Source organism: Paenibacillus wulumuqiensis, assembly GCF_000971965.1.
In the GTDB taxonomy this organism is placed as follows: Bacteria; Bacillota; Bacilli; order Paenibacillales; family Paenibacillaceae; genus Saccharibacillus; species Saccharibacillus wulumuqiensis.
This window is the reverse complement of the sequence record NZ_KQ040793.1, coordinates 362,060-381,413: the sequence shown is the minus strand read 5'-3', so window position 1 is coordinate 381,413 and position 19,354 is coordinate 362,060. Positions and strand designations below refer to the sequence as shown.

General features: G+C 51.5%; 15 protein-coding genes. 11 read left to right on the top strand and 4 right to left on the bottom strand.

The window, feature by feature from the left end; genetic code table 11:
• The first annotated feature begins 67 nt into the window (after nt 1-67).
• Nucleotides 68-2,140 carry a class I SAM-dependent methyltransferase gene (locus WH45_RS04645; RefSeq protein WP_046213224.1) on the top strand — a complete coding sequence of 691 codons (2,073 nt, stop codon included), beginning with the start codon at nt 68-70 and terminating at the stop codon, nt 2,138-2,140.
• 424 nt (nt 2,141-2,564) lie between these two features.
• On the opposite strand, the gene WH45_RS04640 is transcribed toward WH45_RS04645, so the two are convergent.
• Both WH45_RS04640 and WH45_RS04635 read right to left on the bottom strand, forming a co-directional pair.
• Nucleotides 2,565-2,771 (bottom strand): hypothetical protein, encoded by a 207-nt coding sequence (locus WH45_RS04640; RefSeq protein WP_046213223.1) that lies wholly within the window; start codon nt 2,769-2,771, stop codon nt 2,565-2,567.
• A gap of 17 nt (nt 2,772-2,788) precedes the next feature.
• Nucleotides 2,789-3,298 carry a hypothetical protein gene (locus WH45_RS04635; protein ID WP_046213222.1) on the bottom strand — a complete coding sequence of 170 codons (510 nt, stop codon included), beginning with the start codon at nt 3,296-3,298 and terminating at the stop codon, nt 2,789-2,791.
• A 748-nt stretch (nt 3,299-4,046) separates the two neighbouring features.
• Between WH45_RS04635 and WH45_RS04630 the strand changes: the two genes are divergently transcribed.
• Both WH45_RS04630 and rnhA read left to right on the top strand, forming a co-directional pair.
• A complete protein-coding gene (locus WH45_RS04630; protein WP_046213221.1) occupies nt 4,047-5,276 on the top strand; it encodes an MFS transporter in 1,230 nt (409 codons plus the stop codon).
• Nucleotides 5,277-5,356: 80 nt separating this feature from the next.
• Nucleotides 5,357-6,037 (top strand): ribonuclease H, encoded by a 681-nt coding sequence (gene rnhA, locus WH45_RS04625; protein ID WP_046213220.1) that lies wholly within the window; start codon nt 5,357-5,359, stop codon nt 6,035-6,037.
• Between the two features lie 201 nt (nt 6,038-6,238).
• Here rnhA and WH45_RS04620 read toward each other — a convergent pair whose 3' ends face one another.
• Nucleotides 6,239-6,511, bottom strand: coding sequence for a hypothetical protein (locus tag WH45_RS04620; RefSeq protein WP_046213219.1), 273 nt, complete (start codon nt 6,509-6,511; stop codon nt 6,239-6,241).
• A gap of 388 nt (nt 6,512-6,899) precedes the next feature.
• On the opposite strand from WH45_RS04620, the gene WH45_RS04615 reads away from it, so the two are divergent.
• The 4 genes from WH45_RS04615 to WH45_RS04600 all read left to right on the top strand — a co-directional run bounded on the left by WH45_RS04615 (nt 6,900) and on the right by WH45_RS04600 (nt 12,499).
• Nucleotides 6,900-8,783, top strand: a complete 1,884-nt coding sequence (locus WH45_RS04615; protein ID WP_235338279.1) for a sensor histidine kinase — start codon at nt 6,900-6,902, stop codon at nt 8,781-8,783.
• Between the two features lie 296 nt (nt 8,784-9,079).
• Nucleotides 9,080-9,949, top strand: a complete 870-nt coding sequence (locus WH45_RS04610; protein WP_235338291.1) for an ABC transporter permease — start codon at nt 9,080-9,082, stop codon at nt 9,947-9,949.
• Nucleotides 9,950-9,962: 13 nt separating this feature from the next.
• Nucleotides 9,963-10,904 carry a carbohydrate ABC transporter permease gene (locus tag WH45_RS04605; protein ID WP_052723616.1) on the top strand — a complete coding sequence of 314 codons (942 nt, stop codon included), beginning with the start codon at nt 9,963-9,965 and terminating at the stop codon, nt 10,902-10,904.
• A gap of 50 nt (nt 10,905-10,954) precedes the next feature.
• Entirely contained in the window at nt 10,955-12,499 is a 1,545-nt protein-coding gene (locus WH45_RS04600; protein ID WP_046213216.1) for an ABC transporter substrate-binding protein, read from the top strand.
• Nucleotides 12,500-12,798: 299 nt separating this feature from the next.
• Here the strand turns inward: WH45_RS04600 and WH45_RS04595 are convergent, their stop codons facing one another.
• Nucleotides 12,799-13,860 (bottom strand): LacI family DNA-binding transcriptional regulator, encoded by a 1,062-nt coding sequence (locus tag WH45_RS04595; RefSeq protein WP_046213215.1) that lies wholly within the window; start codon nt 13,858-13,860, stop codon nt 12,799-12,801.
• Between the two features lie 347 nt (nt 13,861-14,207).
• Between WH45_RS04595 and WH45_RS04590 the strand changes: the two genes are divergently transcribed.
• The 4 genes from WH45_RS04590 to WH45_RS04575 all read left to right on the top strand — a co-directional run bounded on the left by WH45_RS04590 (nt 14,208) and on the right by WH45_RS04575 (nt 19,338).
• Complete coding sequence (locus WH45_RS04590; protein WP_046213214.1) at nt 14,208-15,179, top strand: ABC transporter permease; 972 nt, start codon at nt 14,208-14,210, stop codon at nt 15,177-15,179.
• Nucleotides 15,180-15,233: 54 nt separating this feature from the next.
• Complete coding sequence (locus tag WH45_RS04585; RefSeq protein WP_046213213.1) at nt 15,234-16,115, top strand: carbohydrate ABC transporter permease; 882 nt, start codon at nt 15,234-15,236, stop codon at nt 16,113-16,115.
• A gap of 123 nt (nt 16,116-16,238) precedes the next feature.
• Nucleotides 16,239-17,867, top strand: coding sequence for an ABC transporter substrate-binding protein (locus tag WH45_RS04580; protein ID WP_046213212.1), 1,629 nt, complete (start codon nt 16,239-16,241; stop codon nt 17,865-17,867).
• 4 nt (nt 17,868-17,871) lie between these two features.
• Entirely contained in the window at nt 17,872-19,338 is a 1,467-nt protein-coding gene (locus tag WH45_RS04575) for a glycoside hydrolase family 32 protein (RefSeq protein ID WP_046213211.1), read from the top strand.
• Nucleotides 19,339-19,354: the final 16 nt, after the last annotated feature.

Genomic DNA, 19,354 nt, shown 5'->3' with positions numbered 1-19,354 from the left:
CATCAGACAGGGATACCGGGGGGACAAGCCCAAACGATTACCATTAACAGAAATGAGGAAAATCCATATGCTGCATGCTCTTGTCGCTATCGAAGCTTATCGTCATGCCGGTCCGCCGCTGCCGTTCAGTGCGCCGTGGCTGAACCATCTGATCTCGGCCGAGGAACGAATCGTAAATCTGGAGCGGGTTAATACACTCCAGGAACTGAATGAGGCGAATCCGGTACTGGATTATGTGGAGCGTACGCTGCGCATCCTGGATCAGCTGCGAGTGTCCTACTGGCTGCGTGATATTGTGGAAGAGACACTGATGTGGTCCGAGACGGCCAAGGGTGGTTCGGTACGCGACCGGATACGCTGGCAGGAACAGGGAATTAATCTGTTTGTACATAATGAAGGGTCGGCAGAGCTGTATATCCGTGCTGCTGCAGAGCCAAGCGATGACCGGACCCGGCTGGTCGCTGCGCTGATTCGCACGCACGGGCTGCTCGGACAGTATCTGCGCGGAGAGGTGCCTTTCCATGAGAATCAGGCGCTGACCGGGATGGTCGCCGAAGGTATACTGTCACCGGAAGAAATGAAAAGCACGCTGCTCGTGCTGAACCGCTGCGTCATTGAAGCGGTATCGACCGAGCTGTGGCAGCGTGTACGGGATGAACTGGTGCAGCTGATCCATGCGATTGCCTATGGAGAGCAGCCGGAAGGGGTGACGGTACAGGATCGTATTTTGCGCCTGCGCACCGGCAGCGCGGCCTACGGGGAGAATACGCTGGAACAGCTGGAGCAGCTGCGCCGCAAGGTGGATATCGATCAGGCATTTGCACAGCTCGCCGACCGTACATTCTGGTATGTGGAGGCCGCGCTGAAGGACTTTTCGATGGAAGAATTCTGTAAAATCTTCCTGCTGATCGGCAGCCAGACCGGAGAACAGGTACGTCATATCAGCTTTGAGCGCATGATGCACAGCATGTATTACGACTATCGGGGCACCAAGAAGATCAATCTGTACAAGAAGCGCATTATCGAGAAATATCTGGCCGATTGGGACTGGGATGCGCTGCGTTCCGGCCGACTGAATCTGTCCAGTCCGCATCTGGAATATGAGTTGGTGATGGAGCCGAATATTGCGGATACGGTGTTCTTTAACTTTGTCTTTTCTCCGGCAGCGGAGAAGCTGATCGAGTTCTGCATGGAGGCAGAGAAGTCGCCGCTGTATGAAAAGGCCGTGCTGTTGCTGTTCGACCTGTTCGATCTGCGCCGGGATGCCTATGACCGTTTCCACAATGAAGACAGCTATCTGGAGACGATGAACCAGACGATTGATTACAAAAAGCTGCTGCTGCGCGATGTGGTCGGCAAAACTGTACTCGATATCGGTCCGGGCGGCGGCGTCATGCTGGATCTGCTCGAAGCGGAAATGCCGGAAATACGTGCGATCGGCATCGACATTTCCGAGAATGTGATCGAGTCGCTGAACCGCAAAAAGCAGCGGGAAGGTCATCGCTGGGAAGTGGTCAAGGGCGATGCACTGGCGCTGCAGGAATATGTTACTCCAGGCAGTGTGGATACGATTCTGTTCTCTTCAATTCTGCATGAGCTGTATTCATATGTTCCGTTCAACGGCCGCAAATTCAATCTGGAGACGGTGGCGGCGGCACTGCGCAGCGCCTTTGAGGTGCTGTCGATCGGCGGCCGGATCATTATCCGGGATGGCATTATGACCGAGCCGACTGTACAGCAGCGCAAGATTACTTTCCTGGAAGAAGGAGGAATGGCGGCACTGGAGCGGTATGCCGCAGACTTCGAGGGCCGGGAGATCCGATATGAGATCATCGGGGAGCAGCAGGTGATGATGCCGGTCAATGATGCGATGGAATTCCTGTACACGTATACGTGGGGAGAGGAAGCATATGTGCATGAAGTGCAGGAGCAGTTTGGCTATATGACGCCTACGCAGTATCGTACGCTGATCCATGAGACACTTGGGGAACAGGCCAATATAGTGCATATGGAAGCTTTTCTGCAGGAAGGGTATACCGAAGCACTGCGCCACCGGATACGGCTGCAAGATGAGTGGGATGAAGAGGTACGCCTGCCGGACAGCACCTGTATTATTGTGATCGAGAAGATGCAGGTATAGGATAGGGCCGGAGACAGCGGGGGGTAACAGCCATGCGCAGTATGCTATTCAGAAGTACAGAAGTATAGCAGGCAGGATGGTTGCATAAAGTCAGGATTGCAGCAGAGACGGGAAGATACAGTATATTCGAGTTGCAGTTGATTAGGCTCCATATCTCTCATACAAGCATCACGGTGAAAAGTAAATGCATCACAAAACGCGTTACGGATGTCTCATATCATAAGATGTATCATAGGACGCATCACATCATAAGACATATGACAAGACGCATCACAAAAAAAGCGATCCGCACAGTTTCGGCTGTGTGGATCGCTTTTCATTTTATATCCGCTCATGCGGGCATATCATGTACCCGGGTCGCTTGAAGAGCACCATGTTATCATCGGCATTCATGTACAAACCAAACGAACGGATGAACAGCCATTCAGCCTTTGGTATCTTCGCTGGCCGCATCGTCCTCATTCTTCGGAAGCTCGTTATCCCTCGGGAGCTCATTCTCGATCAGGCGCTTCTGCACTTCGTCCGCACCTGCATCCGGATAGGAATCTTCACGGAACAGGCCAAACTTGGCATCCGTGTCCCGTTCGGTCACCAGATTGTCTTCACTGTGGTCCTGCTTGTATTCGGTCATCAGGAATTCCTCCTTTTTTAGCGGTCGCGGCGTTCAAAACGGTCCGGATCATCTTCACCGGTGGAACCGTTGCGCAGATCGGTACCGTGTGCATCCTGGTCGTACGAAGAAGGCACGGACGGGTCTTCCGGCGTCTCGCCGCCATTCAGCTCATCTGCATCCGGGATATCCGGCAGTGGGCCATCGTCGACCATCGAATCATTTTGCGCATTATCCATAATGCCCTGATCCACGACATTGGTGCCGGTGTCCAGCTCTTCGGCATTTGTATCAAGATCAATCGTATGACGGTGCAGGTCGATATCTTCCGAAGACAGGCGAGGGTCCAGATCCTTTACGGCAGTATGTTCACTGACTACCGGCTGAATGCCTTCTTCATCCCGTACCGTCGGATTGATCAGATCCAGATCATCCGCCGGGATGCTTTGCAGCTCTTCTTCGTCCCGCGCAGTTACCGGGTCGATTGTGCGATAGCGGTTGTATTCCTGTGCGGCAGCGTCCCTGTTATTATCAAATTCATTACTCATATGAATCATCTCCTTGGTCGGTATGGACGGTTATAGCGGTGGTCCATTTATTTTAAAAGTCGTATGTGTAGTAGGTCTTACTCGTTCTTACCCTAAATTGTACGGGATGACATCTTTCTTGCTAAATTCAAGCTGAAGGCAGGGTTGGTTGGATGGGAGACCTCTGCGAAAAGGGATTGTCCTTCCTGCCTCCGGTTAAGATCGGATATTTGGAATCACCGCTGTTCGCGGTAAATATTCGATCTTAAATGTCGGCCTGCAGAACAATTCCCTTTTCTCCGCTCTGTGCAATCAACGGAAGCGGCTGCGTCGATCCTCATTCTTAACAGTTCTCGCAGGTAACTTTCCATTTTCTTTAAAAGGTATAACACAAAAATCCCTTCAAGGCACCAGAGAAACAGTCAGCACGGAGCGGAGGGAAGGGAATTATCCTGCAAACCGACATTTAAGCACCGGATATGTACCGCGGCAGCGGTGATTCAGACATATCCGGTGCTTAACCGGAGGTCAGCAGGATAATCCCTTCCCGCAGCGCTGTTCCTCAGCGAGCATGGCGAACAGAATGAACATGGGCGAACATGGCCATCCCCCCAAGCTCATTTGGACTTTCCCTCCATCCAGAGTAAAATGAACGATATAGTCGCGTTTATAGTGCCAAACGCTGATATGATCGCGTTTATAATGCCAAACGCTGATATGATCGCGTTTATAATGCCAAACGCTGTAACGAAAGGATGTGTCTGCCTGGATGGAGTTTCCATGGAAAAGAAATCTCATTGTACTATGGCTCGGCGTATTTTTTTGCAGTACGGCGTATTCCATCTCGATTCCGTTCCTGCCGATTTTTCTGGAGACGGAGCTGGGCGTCACGAATCATCTGGAAATCTGGTCGGGAGTTGCGTTTGGGATTACCTTTCTGGCGAGCGCACTAATCTCGCCGTTCTGGGGATCGCTATCGGACAAGTATGGACGAAAACCGATGCTGATCCGCTCGGGCTTCAGTCTGGCGGTGCTGTATCTGGTCAGTTACTTTGTGACCGATCCTTATGTGTTCCTCGCCGTGCGTCTGTGCCAGGGATTGCTCGCAGGATTTGTACCGGCATCGATTGCACTTGTCGGAACAAATACACCGGAGCACAAGACCGGCTATGCGCTGGGCGTGATGGCGACGTCCGGAGCGACAGGGACGATTATCGGGCCGCTGATCGGCGGGGTGGTCAGTTATTATTTTGGCAACCGCAATGCCTTTTTGTTCTCGGCGCTGATTGTACTGATCGCGGCGCTGATTGCGACGATCTGGGCCAAGGAACATAACTTTAACCGGTCGGCCCAGCGGTCGCATGTGCTGGATGATATCAAGCAGGCCGCGTCCAACCGGCTGTTCATGTCACTGCTGCTGCTGACCGGTGTAGCCAACTTCTCGGTCATGATTCTGGAACCGCTGATTACGATCTATGTCAAAAGTATGGGCGTGTCGACAGGTAACGCCTCACTCAGTGCCGGTATCGTCTTCTCGGCCGTCGGCATCGCTACGCTGATCATGGCGCCGCGCTGGGGACGAATCGGCAGCCGGATCGGATTTGGCAAAGTACTGCTGATCGGTCTGCTCGGCAGTGGGGTCGGCAATATGCTGCAGTTTTTCTTTACCGATATCTGGGGATTCGGTGCGCTGCGGTTCGGATACGGGTTGTTTTTTGCGGCGGTGCTGCCGTCGATTAATGCGATGATCGTCCGGGTAACACCGGCAGATTTCCGCGGTCGGGCATTTGGGCTGAATCAGTCGGCTTCCCAGATTGCCACGATGGCAGGTCCGATCATGGGCGGACTGCTGGGCGCATGGCTCGATATCCGGTTTGTCTTCATTATTAACGGACTGCTGCTGCTCGTATGCGCTTTTATGGTAACGCGGCGCAGCTGGGAGCTGCCTGCTCATCCGGCGGCCGAACCGGTTGCCAAAGTACGTACCGACCAGCCATAATGGAGGGTACATAAAACGTACATGCATTTGTACAAGGACAGCCTGTACAGGGGCTGAAGCAATGGAGGCATACAAAAGATATGGCAAAGTCAAAATATTATGTAGTATGGGAAGGCCACAAGCCGGGTGTATATACCTCATGGTCGGAATGCCAGAAGCAGACGAGCGGATACAAGGATGCCAAATACAAATCTTATGAATCCCGCACCGACGCGGACAAGGCCTACAGTGAAGGCTGGAAAAAGCACTGGGGACAGGGTAAATCCGGCGGTACAGGCGGCTCGTCATCCGGCAGCTCCAAGGCAGGACGCTATGGTGGGCGTACAGCGGCTGCGACCAATATCCCGATGGACCAGATTGATTACGACAGCATCTCGGTTGATGTCGGCACACGGGGGAACCCGGGACCGGTTGAATATAAAGGGGTGGATACACGCACCGGGCAGGTGCTTTTCACCTGCGGTCCGATCGCCAAGGGAACCAACAATATGGGAGAATTCCTGGCGATTGTGCATGCGCTCGCCTACCTGAAGCGCCAGGGCAGCAGCAAAACGGTCTACAGCGATTCCGAGAATGCCCTCAAATGGGTCCGGCAGAAAAAGGCAGCCTCGACACTCGTACGCGATGCTTCCACCGCCGAGATCTGGGAACTGGTGGACCGTGCAGAACAGTGGCTGCGTACCAACACGTACAGCAACAAACTGCTCAAATGGGAGACCCGCAGCTGGGGCGAGATCAAAGCCGACTACGGGCGGAAGTGATTCTTTTACGAAGCGAGCCGTTCATATTCGGTGTCGAACAATAAGCAGTACCGATAAGTCGCATCAAAAAGCCGTAAACGATGAGTATGCATTCATCGCTTACGGCTTTTATACATTTACAAAAGGATATTGCAGCAGAAGGATAATGCAAAAACATCCGGTCAGCGCTGTGCCGACCGGATGAATCTATATAGGGCCTGCTTATTTACCTTCATCCTGATCTTCCTCGCGGGCCAGTGCCGCATCGGACTGAATGTCCTCGGGATCAGCCTGGGGATGTTTGCCGGCATCTTCTTCATCGGCGATGCTCTCATATTCCCGCGGGTCCATCCGCTCCGGATGAATTACGGCAAGCTCTGCATCTCTGGGCAATTCCACTTCGGTCTCTTCCCCAGCCAGCTGTGAATCCTCATCATCGATCAGTGAATTTCTTGTTTTCCAGAATACATCATCATAGTGTTTGTTGTCCGTCATACTCATCATCTCCTTCGGAATAGTGTTCCAGAGGAAATCGGTCCCCTTATGGGAGCTTACCCTTGTTGCCGCCGGGCCAAACACCGCTAGCCGTGACCAGCTGTGTAGACAGCAGGGAGGGGAGGGCTGTTTTTGGCGAGAAGCAGCGGGTATTGGCGCAACTTACGCTGGCATACTTTTCATGATCCGTATGAATTTTACTGATTCTTCCGTAATTTATGTGTCTCAGAAATGCGTGAACAAGTATAATAGTAGTTATGAGATTCCGCTATATAAGGTACAATAGGGAAATATACATATTTATCATAATTAAGTTCGTTCTGCTAACAATGAAGTATATTGGTATGACCAGGAAAGTATATGAATAATGAGGTGCACTATGAAGATCATGCCCAAAGCCTTAATTCTATTCCTACTCTTCATTATCATGGCGATGCTAGGGCTGTCTTTGTCTGCGAATGCCAGACAAGACCAGAAGTTCCAGCGTATCGATTATTGGCAGGTTCGCTGGCAGGCACAGAACAGCTTTACCTCCAAGCCCTGGAATGATGACCAGAACAGCTACTGGACATCTTCTCAGCTGATGAAGGACGGCAAGCCGGTGAACAGCTCTTCCGCATGGATACGGATTCCACTGCCGGAGCTGAACTGGAACACCTCCGGTCTGCTGATCCGGGAGCTGCAGGGCAAGCATGTCATCGTCTATCTCGATGATAACAAAATCTATGAATCACGGCGTGGATACGCCTATGAACAGAACCAGCTGCTGCTGCCCCTGAACCGGCAGGATTCCTACAAGATGATCTATATCTGGGTCGAGTCGGCGCGCGAGAAGATTGGCCTGACCAACGGCATCCTGATCGGGGATTACCAGGAGATTCTGACCACCTATGTCAGTTCGGATCTGGTAGATGTGGTTATTGGATTTTCATTTATTTTTGTGGCGTTTATTATGGCGTTTTGTTCGGTCTTTCTGGCGGGACGTTCCCGCAGGATGTGGGTCAGTCTCTGCATTGTGATTCTGGCTCTGGGCAGCGTGATTGTGACATACTCGCCGTTTTTGTTTACCTTTTATCCGGCCGGGGACAGACTGTATGCGCTTGGATTTGATATCAGCCTGTTCGTGCTGGTACCGGCATTTTATGAATTTTTCGAAAGTGTATTCGGCAGGGGCTACCGGGGGATGATTCACAAGCTGAAGCGGATGCAGTATTTCTATTCCGGATTCTGCGTGCTGGCTCTGATCGCCAATGTGCTGACCCATGATCGGTATTTCAAAATCTACTATGTCATCTCGGTGCTTGTTCTCGGGTTGTTCATACTGGTAGGGTTGATCCTGTTCATGATCCTGGCGATCCGCTATGCGCTGCAGAAGAACCGGGCAGCGATTATTTTTGCAGCCGGGTTTACGACTTTTGCCCTGATTACCGCCAGCGAACTGATCTGGTTCTATCTGGAAGACGGGGATTACAAGCTGATGCTGTGGAAATGGGGCGTGATCTTCTTCGTCATCTCACTCATCGCCATTATGGGCAGGGTGTTCGCGGAGAACCAGCGGCAGGTGCTGCAGTATTCCCAGCAGCTGGAGCTGTTCAATAATGAACTGCAGCGCTCCGAGAAGATGGACATGATCAGCGAACTGGCTGCTTCGGTAGCGCATGAAGTGCGTAATCCGCTGCAGGTGACTCGCGGCTTCCTGCAGCTGACTCAGATGAATACGGACGACAAGGGCCGGGAACATCTGAAAATGGCGCTGGATGAACTGGATCGCGCCGCCAACATCATTACGGACTTTCTCACCTTTGCCAAACCGCAGTTCGAGAAGACCGAGACGCTTAATCTATATGAGGAATTCCAGCATATCGAGAATATTATGCGTCCGCTGGCCAGTCTGCAGGGCAGTGTACTGCAGATCCAGGTGCCGCAGCATCTGCTGATCCGGGGCAATTCTTCCAAGTTCAAGCAGGCTTGCATCAATATTATCAAGAACAGTATTGAAGCGGTACAAAAGGACGGCTACGTCAGGGTATGGACGCTTGAGCATGAGAATCATATTGAGCTGCATATCAAGGATAACGGCTCCGGTATGGATGAAGAAGAGCTGGCACGGCTGGGGGAACCGTATTTCTCCAACAAGACCAAGGGAACCGGGCTTGGCCTGATGGTCACCTTCCGCATTATTGAAGCGATGGATGGCACTCTCGAATTTTGCAGTACAAAAGGTGAAGGCACTGAAGCCATTCTGACCTTTCCGATCGCGGCACGCAGCTGATGCGTGCCGTCGTCGGGAAAGTCAGGGTGGCTTTTTTGCATATTTGCTGGCAGAACGGTTCAAACACAGCAGAATATTGAAAGGGTATAGCAGAATAGTGAAATAAAAAATATAAAGAAAACGCTTACAATAAAAGGGTAAACCATGCAGCTGCCTGCTGGCCCATTTTACACCTGACTCCATGAGCCAGAGCACAAAGGAGGAATCATTCATTGGATACCGCAAAATCAATCCCTGCCGTGCGTGTCAAGCGTTCCCGGCGCAAGCAGTTTCACAATAGCCGTGTACTCTTGCTGATGTGCTGTCCGGCCGTTATTTTTTTCTGTATATTTGCATATTTACCAATGCCCGGCCTGTATCTGGCATTCGTCAAATACAACTATACAGACGGTATTTTCGGCAGTCCCTTTGTCGGGTGGGATAACTTCAAGTTCCTCATTATGACCGGTGACCTGTGGCGGCTGACCTTTAACACGATTGCGTATAATCTGGCGTTTATCCTGCTTGGCAATATCGCGCAGATTACGGTGGCGATCCTGCTGAATGAAATTCGCAAGAAATGGTTCAAAAAAGTATCACAGACCCTCATGTTTCTCCCTTATTTTATCTCGGCCGTACTGGTTGGATTGCTGGCCTATAATATCCTCAGCTATGACTACGGTCTGCTGAACGGTATCCTCGGAGCGCTCGGCATGGACCCGGTCAAAGCCTACTCGGAGCCGCATCTGTGGCCATTTATCATTATTATTACCTACCTCTGGCAGACGACAGGGTACGGTTCGATCATCTACTTTGCCGCTATTATGGGGCTGGATACGGAGATTGTGGAAGCGGCGGAGATTGACGGGGCCAACGCATTTCAGCGGATTATCCATATCGTTATTCCGTGGCTCAAGCCCACTTTCATTATTCTGCTGCTGTTCTCGCTCGGCGGCATCCTCAAAGGCAATTTTGGATTATTCTTTAACCTGGTCGGTGCCAATAACACGGCATTGTACGCCAGCACGGACATTATCGAGACTTATGTATTCCGCTCGCTGATGACCAACTTTAACTTCTCGATGGGCAGCGCGGTCAGTCTGTATCAGTCGATCTTCGGCTTTATCGTTGTCCTGACAGCCAACTGGATCGTCAAAAAAGTTTCCCCGGAAAACTCATTATTCTAGGAGGTGCACAGCGATGGATATCAACAGCAAAATGGATCTGATCGGCAGTAATCCTCCGCGGCCTGCACGCATCCGCCAGGATAAGAGTGAAATTATTGTCCGCTGGGTTGGTTATATCGTCATCAGCCTGTTTGCCGTCTCCTGTCTGCTGCCCTTTCTGCTTATTCTGGGCACGTCCTTTACGAGCGAGAGTGCGGTCAAGCAGCATGGATTTAATATCTGGCCGCATGAATTCAGTACTTTTGCCTATCAGATTGTGTTCGAGAATCCCAAGCTGATTATCGGTTCGTATCTGGTCACGATGGGCATCACGATTGTCGGTACGATTGTGGGATTATTTATCGTAGCAATGACCGGGTATGCGCTGCAGCGCCCGGATTTCTCCTACCGGAACGGAATTTCGTTTTTTATTTACTTTACGACCCTGTTCTCTGGTGGGCTGGTACCGTTCTATCTGCTGATTACCCAGTATCTGGATCTCAAGGACAACTATCTGGCGGTGCTGCTGCCGGGATTGCTGACCCCATTTCTGATTATTATGATGAAAAGCTTTGTCCGTTCCATTCCGCATGCGATTACCGAATCGGCCAAAATCGACGGAGCAGGTGATTTTACGATCTTCCTGCGCCTGATCCTGCCAATGTCCACACCTGCGCTGGCGACGATCGGTCTGTTTATCGCACTCGGCTACTGGAACGAATGGTATCATGCGATGCTGTTTCTGTCGCCGGATATGGATTATCGTCCGCTGCAGCTGTTCCTGTACAATGTCGTCACCAGCGCCGACTTTATCCGCAATTCGGCGGCTTCCTCCAATGTGGCGATGAGCGATGTACCGCTGGAGACGATGAAGATGGCAACCGCAGTAGTCGCGACCGGCCCGGTCATTTTGTTTTACCCGTTTGTACAACGTTACTTTATCAAAGGAATCACGGTTGGTGCGGTCAAGGGTTGAATGGATGCTCATCATCTCATTTTGGTAACGATTCTAAAGGGGGCCAATATATGTGGAAATTTCGTAAGTTGATCTCGGCACTGCTGGTGGCTGTTATCGTATTATCGCTGACTGCCTGCGGCGGCAGCAAATCCGGCGCCGGAGACGACAAATCGCAGTTCGTAACCGTCACCTTCGTCGCACTGGGTGACAAGCCCAAAAACGGACAGTTTGAAAAAGTAATGGAAAAGGTCAATGCGATTATGAAACAGAAGATCAACGCCGAAGTGAAGTGGAAATGGGTGGAGTGGGCCGACTGGCAGACCAAGTACAATCTGCTGCTCGCTTCCGGCGAGCCGGTTGATCTGATTACGATCGGTACGGACTGGCTGGATACCTGGTCCAATGCGCAGCGCGGCGCTTTTATGCCGCTGGATGATCTGCTGCCCAAATATGCACCGGAAACATGGAAGTCGATCCCGGCCGAAGATTGGGATCAGAGCAAATATAATGGCAAAATCGTCCTCATTCCCGAAAATGATTACACCCAGTGGATCAACCACGGCTTCTTCTATCGCGGTGACTGGGCCAAGCAGGCAGGCATCACCGAGCCGATCAAAGATTGGGATACAATCGGCAAATACCTGCAGTGGATCAAGGACAACAAACCTGGCGTGATTCCATGGGATGCACAGTCCAGCACCAGCATTTTTGGCGGCTGGGTACAGGCGCATACTCCATATCTGGAACTGCCGATCTCGACCGGTTATCTGCCGGTATTCAATACCAAATCGTATGATGATCGCTATACCGTGGTCAGTCCGGTCTTCGAGGATACGTTCCTTGACTTTGCCACCACGATGAAGCAGTGGGCGGATAAAGGCTACTGGCGCGAAGATGTACTGAACAACAAAAATGATACCCGTGTTGCGCTGCAGGCCGGTCAGACCGGTATGGATCAGCATCATACCCAGACGTTCTCCGGTCTGCGTGTACAGATGGACAAAAAACAGCCGGGATCGGAGCTGCAAATGTTCCCGTTCTCCCGCCAGAGCGGCAATCTGGTGGAAATGCCGATTACCCACGGCGGCGTATCCCTGGGCGCCCACAGCAAAAATCCGGAGCGTGCCCTGATGGCTTATGATCTGATGCGTAACGACAAGGAAATCTACCAGCTGATCAACTACGGCATGGAAGGGGTACAATACGAGATCAAGGATGGCAAGCGTGTGCTGCCAGCGAATTATAACGAGACCAATGATGCGTTCTATTCGGACTTCTGGGCCGGTCGGATGGACAAATTCGAGATTCCGAGCGATACCACATGGGACAAAATCGATACTCTGTACAGCGAATACGACAAAATCAAAAAGCCGTATCCATATGGACAATTCGTATTTGACAAAACCGCAGTCGAATCCGAGCTAACCGCCATTTCCCAGGTGACCGCAGAGATGGGGCCGGCGATCACCTACGGCAAAGCCGGTGATCCGGCGCAGGCAGTGCAGGATTTCCGCGACAAGCTGAAAGTGGCCGGTTATGACAAGGTTATGGCCGAACTGCAGCGCCAGCTGGATGCCTACAAAACGCAGATTGAAGCTGCGGGTACGAAATGATCTTTGACCGGGTCTGGAACTACATTTCGATTAAAGATGCAAAGTGACAGTCAGCAAGCCTGTTCAACAGTGTTACCATGTTGTCATTCAGTCTGAAAAGCAGTAAATACAATTTTTCGGAGAAAGACAGGGATCTGTATACAAAAAAAACAAAAACCTGAACCGGACGGCAAGTACATTGCTGTTCGGTTCAGGTTTTTTTGCGATGCATCCGGCTATGGAAATAACCTATCCCTCCATGGCCATTATCTATCAGTCAACAGACAGCATGAACATGCGTAAGCCTCAAATAACAGAGTTTACGCGTGCAGCACCGAAGAGGAAGAGGCATGATGCGCGGAGTCACGCAGCAGCGGCCGGGTCTGCACATGCACCACCTGATACGGCTGATCGGGATAACGAATCCGGGTGAGCAGCATCTCTGCGGCCTTGATTCCCATTTCACTGCTGTAAATATGCACGGTCGTCAGATGCGGTTCGACGATTCTCGATTCGGTAGCGTTATCAAAACCGGTCACGCCAATCTCTTCGGGAATGGACAGTCCTTTGGATTTGAGCGCTTTCATTAGACGGACGGCGATAAAATCATTGGCACATACAAAGGCATCCGGCAGTTCATCCAGCTGCTCCAGCCGCTTTTCCATCCAGTCCGTCTCGAACAGGAAAAAGCGGTCTTCGTCGAGGATCGAGAGAGAGGGGGATACCGGAATGCCATTTTCCAGCAGGGCACGGTTATAACCCATCCACCGCTCGCCAAAGCTTTTGCAATGTCTGTAATCGCCGACAAAGCCAATCCGATGGTACCCGTTATCCAGCAAATTTCGGGTCAGGTGGTAGATACTGTGCTCATTTTCCATCAGCAGAATATCTGCCTGGAAGCTGGAAAAGTCGATATCAAATGCGCAATCTACAAAGATCACCGGGATCTTCAAGCTGGTCAGCAGCTCGCTGTATTCCCGGTCAAACAGCTCAATACATACAATGCCATCCACCGCAGCCGCGTCAAAGTTATTCGGCAGCCGCCTGGCAGCACGTTCATCTTCCCGCACGATATGGATGGACAGATTATAGCCTTCCGCACTGATCCGCTTCTCCAGTCCGCTGATGACCGGCGAACCAAAGTGCGAGCTATCCGGCATATTGGTCGTCAGCAGGGCGATATTGCCGGTCTTGCGCGGAATCAGACCCTCGCTCTCCATATAGGCAAACTGTTTGTATTTGAGTTCAATGGCTTTGCGGATGACTTTACTGCGAGTCTCATCCGGGATGCCTTCATTTCCGTTCAGTGCTTTGGAAGCGGTATTGCGCGAGATACCGAGAGCATCGGCAATATGCTGAATCGTTACTTTTTCCTTGGTCATGGATGCAATCCACCTTTATGCTGTCGGATTTGCAGTCCTGTCGGACAGGACAGGTGCAGGGCAGCCTGATAATGCTGCATATACCTAAAATATAAAGGAGATGAGACGTAAAAGCAATCGCAAGTGTGCAAATGTAATATTATATTTGTGCAAAAACAAACATTGTTCTAAATAAATGCACTATTTTTGTTTACAAAATATATTGACATATGAACAAACAGTCGTTTAAATTGTAAAGGAACAGGCTTACAAATGAAAATGTAAGCACTTACTTTTTACGCGGTCAACCAGCTGACCGGTACAACCGGCAAGCAAAAGCAGGGAAATAGCGAAACGGAGGGACGATTATGGAAGGTTCAGCCAAAGCCGGCAGACGCAGTGCCCATTCTGCAGATATGCAGAAGCAGCGGATCAGCCGTACACGCTGGGGGCAGATCAAGAAAAACAGCTTTTTGTATATCCTGCTGGCCCCGGCGCTGATCTTGACGCTGCTGTTCAAGTATGTGCCGATGTATGGGGCGATTATCGCCTTTAAGGATTTTAGCCCGATCCGGGGCATCATGAACAGTGACTGGGTGGGGTTCAAGCATTTCGAGAAATTTCTGACTTCACCCAATTTTGAAGTGATTTTTATGAATACGCTCAAATTGAGCGCGTTCGGTCTGATATGTGGATTTCCGATCCCGATTCTGCTGGCACTTATGCTGAATCAGGTCCGCCGTAAAGGAATCAAGAAAAATATCCAGCTGTTCCTGTATGCGCCCAATTTTGTATCGGTCATTGTTATCGCCGGAATGCTGTTTATTTTCCTGTCACCTACCGGGCCGATCAATCAGATTGTCAGCTGGATCAGTGGTCAGCCGCTGATGTTTATGACCGATCCGGAATATTTTCGCTGGGTGTATATTTTGTCGGATATCTGGGCAACCGCCGGCTGGGCTTCGATTATCTACGTAGCGGCCCTCGCCAATGTGGACCCGGAGCTGCATAATGCAGCCAGTCTGGATGGAGCGAGCCTGCTGCGGCGAATCTGGCATATCGATCTGCCGACGATCAAGCCGATTATGGCGATTGTATTCATCCTGGCGGCGGGAGGTATTATGTCGATCGGTTTTGAAAAGGCTTACCTGCTGCAGACCTCGATGAATTTGCCTTCGTCGGAGATCATTGCCACCTATGTATACAAAATTGGTCTGCAGTCCGGGGATTATGCGTATTCGGCTGCTGTCGGACTGTTCAACTCACTTATTAATGTCATTTTGCTGCTTGGTGTGAATTTTATCGTCAAGAAACTTAATGACAATCAGGGATTGTACTAAACAGCGCGTGGTGCAAAGCAAGCAGCGCATGATGTAAAGAAAGGACTGAACTGCATGGTTGTCAAAAACTCTCCGTTTGACCGTTTCCTGCTGGTGCTGAACGGGCTGTTTCTCGGTCTGGGTGTACTGATCGTTGTGATTCCGTTTGGCTATATTATCGTGGCTTCATTTATGGACCCGACCGTTCTGCTGAACCGCGGGCTTTCTTTCCAGCCGGCGGACTGGAGCCTGGAAGGTTACCGCAAAATAATGGGCAATGAAGCGATGATTCGCGGCTTTTTCAACTCCGTACTGTATGCGACTGGCTTCTCGATTATTACGGTGCTCGTATCGATCTGTGCCGGATATGCACTGGCAGAAGATTCGCTTGTCGGACGGAAATGGTTTATGACCCTGTTTATTGTGACACTGTTTTTCGGCGGCGGTCTGATTCCGACGTATCTGCTCGTACGGCAGCTGGATATGCTGAATACGCCGTGGGCGCTTATTATTCCGGGTGCGATCAATGTATGGAATATTATTCTGGCCCGTACGTTTTTCAAAGGTATCTCCAGGGAACTGAAGGAAGCTGCCAATGTGGACGGAGCGACGGAATGGACCATTTTCACCCGGATTGTCGTTCCGTTATCCAAGCCGATCATGTTTGTGCTGGCGCTGTATGCTTTTGTCGGGCAGTGGAATTCCTACTTTGATGCGATGATCTATCTGGATGATCCCAAGCTGTTCCCGCTGCAGCTCGTACTGCGCTCCATCCTGATCCAGAATCAGGCGGCCCCGGGCATGATTGGCGACCAGCAGGCGATGGCCGAACTGAAGCGTCTATCCGAGATGATCAAATATTCCTCTATCGTCATCTCCAGTCTGCCGCTGATCGTGATGTATCCGTTCTTCCAGAAATATTTTGAAAAAGGCGTCATGGTCGGTTCACTCAAATAAATTCAGGCTGACTCTGCTGTTCCGTATTTCGGTCCATATCCGATTTTAATAACAGCGGTTCTCCAATCCGGCAGAAGATCGCTCGCTGATCAAGCCGGAACATATGATTCGGGAGGGAATATAATGCGTAAAATCATCGGTCATTCAAAGGTACGCAAGGCGGCGGCCGCGTCTGCTTTATCCATCATGCTGCTGGCAACAACAGGCTGCGGAGACGGGGGCAATGAACCGCAAAAAACAGCAGATGGCAAGCCCATTTTGCATATTATGACATCCAGTTCACCGCTGGCCCCGGCAGATCCCAATGACAAGCTGATCCTGCAAAGGCTGGAACAGAAAACCGGCGTTCATGTGGAATGGAAAAGTTACACCACAGATGTATTCGCGGAGAAGCGCAATCTGGCGGTCGCGAGTGGCGATCTGCCCGATGCAATCTTCGCGGCGGAATACAGCGATTATGATCTGCTCCAGCTGGCCAAAGATGGAGCGATCGTGCCGCTCGAAGACATGATCGATCAGTATATGCCCAATTTCAAAAAAGTGCTGACCGAACGGCCGGAATACAAGGCGATGATCACTGCGCCGGACGGACATATTTATTCCTTTCCATGGATCGAAGAGCTGGGCACGGACAAGGAACGCATTCAATCCGTCGATGATATGCCCTGGATCAATGTAAAATGGCTCAAAAAGCTGGGTCTGTCCATGCCGACAACGACCGATGAACTCAAGCAGGTACTGACGGCGTTCAAGACGCAGGACCCGAACGGCAACGGCAAGGCTGATGAGATACCATTGTCCTTTATCGACAAGCCGGGCGGAGAGAATCTGACCTTTCTGTTCGCTTCCTTTGGCCTCGGGGACAATCCCGATCATACGGTCGTGACCAATGACGGCAAAGTACTGTTCACCGGCAATCAGGAGGGCTACCGGGAAGCGGTCAAGTATGTGCATGATCTGTACAGCAGCGGACTGATTGATATTGAATCGTTCCAGCAGGACTGGAACACCTATCTTGCCAAAGGCAAGGATCAGCGCTACGGGCTGTATTTTACCTGGGACAAAGCGAATATTACCGGTATGAACGAGGATTATGAGCTGATGCCGCCGCTGGCCGGACCGGACGGAGAGGTCAATGTCACCCGCAACAATGCACTCGGTTTTATGCGGGGCAGCATGGTTGTCATGAGCAGCAACCAGCAGCTGGAACAGACCGCCAAATGGGTCGACCAGATGTATGACCCGCTGCAGTCTGTTCAGAATAACTGGGGAACCTACGGTGATACGAACCAGCAGAATATTTTCAAATACGATGAATCCAAAAAGATGCTGAAGCATCTGCCCCTGGAAGGTTCGGCGCCGGTAGAGGTGCGCCAGAAGACGAGCGTGGGCGGTCCGCTGGCCGTGCTGAGTGATTACTTTGGCAAATATACAACGATGCCGGATGATGCCAAGTGGCGGATGGATCTGATGAAAAAGGTACTCGTACCGCATATGAAGGCAGAGCACACGTATCCGAATGTATTTTTCAGCATCGAGGAATTGGATCGGCTGTCGACGATTGAAGCGGATCTGTTCCCGTACATGCTGCGCAAGCGGACCGAATGGTACCAGAATGGACAGGCAGATCAGGAATGGACAGCTTATCTGCAGGAGCTGGATCGGCTCGGTCTGCAGGAATGGCTGAAGATCAGGCAGGACGGTTACGACCGCAGTAAGCAGCAGATGGCTGAACAGACGACAGGAGGCTAATCCAATGTCATTACAATTAAAACCCGATTACCGGGGAGCCTACCATTTCTCCCCATCACGCTGCTGGATGAACGATCCGAACGGAATGGTATATCTGGATGGGGAATATCATTTATTTTTCCAGCATCATCCGTTTGGCGAGACCTGGGGACCGATGCACTGGGGACATGCGATCACCCGCGATCTGGTGCACTGGGAGGAGCTTCCGATTGCGCTGGAACCGGATGAGCATGGGACGATTTTCTCGGGCAGTGCGGTCGTGGACTGGCACAATACGACCGGGTTTTTCCCGGGAGAACCAGGGCTAGTCGCCATCTTCACCCATCATGACGAACAGCCGGATCATCCGGCACGGCAGAGTCAGAGTCTGGCTTACAGTCATGATCGCGGCAGAACCTGGCACAAGTATGAAGGCAATCCGGTGCTGAAAGGGGGAGAACAGCCTGATTTCCGCGATCCCAAAGTATTCTGGCATGAAGCGTGCAGCCGGTGGGTAATGGTGCTCGCCTGTGGTCAGACGATTGCCCTGTATCATTCTCCTGATCTGAAGAACTGGACGGAAAGCAGTATATTTGGAGCAGACATTGGCTGTCATGATGGAGTATGGGAATGTCCGGATCTGTTCGAACTGCCTGTACAGGATGCACCGGGACTTAGCCGCTGGGTGATGCTGGTCAGCATCGGCGATGACGGCAAAGGGCGGGAAGGATCGCGTACCCAGTATTTTACCGGGCATTTTGACGGAAATGTCTTCCTGCCGGACGAAGCTTCACGGCAGGTACGCTGGCTGGATCATGGACGTGATAATTATGCCGGAGTGAGCTGGTCGGATATTCCGCAGCAGGATGGACGCAGATTGTACCTCGGCTGGATGAGCAACTGGCGGTACGCCAATGTGACGCCGACCGGCAGCTGGAGAGGAGCGATGACGATCGCCCGCGAGCTGCTGCTGGAGATGACGAATACAGGAACGCAGCTGCGGCAGCTTCCGGTCACTGAACTGCAATCCGCGCGCCGGCCGGTACTGATCCTGGAACAGGCACCGCTGGAGCAGGTGCAGCAGGCGATGCAGGCACTGCGGCTGGACAGTTATGAATTGCTGGTTCAGGCAGATCGGGACGTATCGTTTGAGCTGCAGGTACGTATCGGTGCATCATGCTGTACACGCATCGGTGTGGATGCGAGAACGGATGAGCTGTATATAGACCGGACCGCCTCCGGGCAAAGTGCCTTTCACGAGCATTTTGCGGATCGGCATCACGCGCCGCTTTACCCGATTCAGGGCAAGCGGGAGCTGCGGATTTTGGTGGATCGTGCATCGGTCGAGGTATTTGCCGATCAGGGGCGTACGGTAATGACAGATCTTATTTTCCCGGAACCGGATGCCGACCGGCTGATGCTGACTGCAGCGGATGGAGATACCGAGCTGTACACTATAGAAGTATATGATTTGTCCGGCAGGGAAGAGTAAATGTATCTCAAATCCG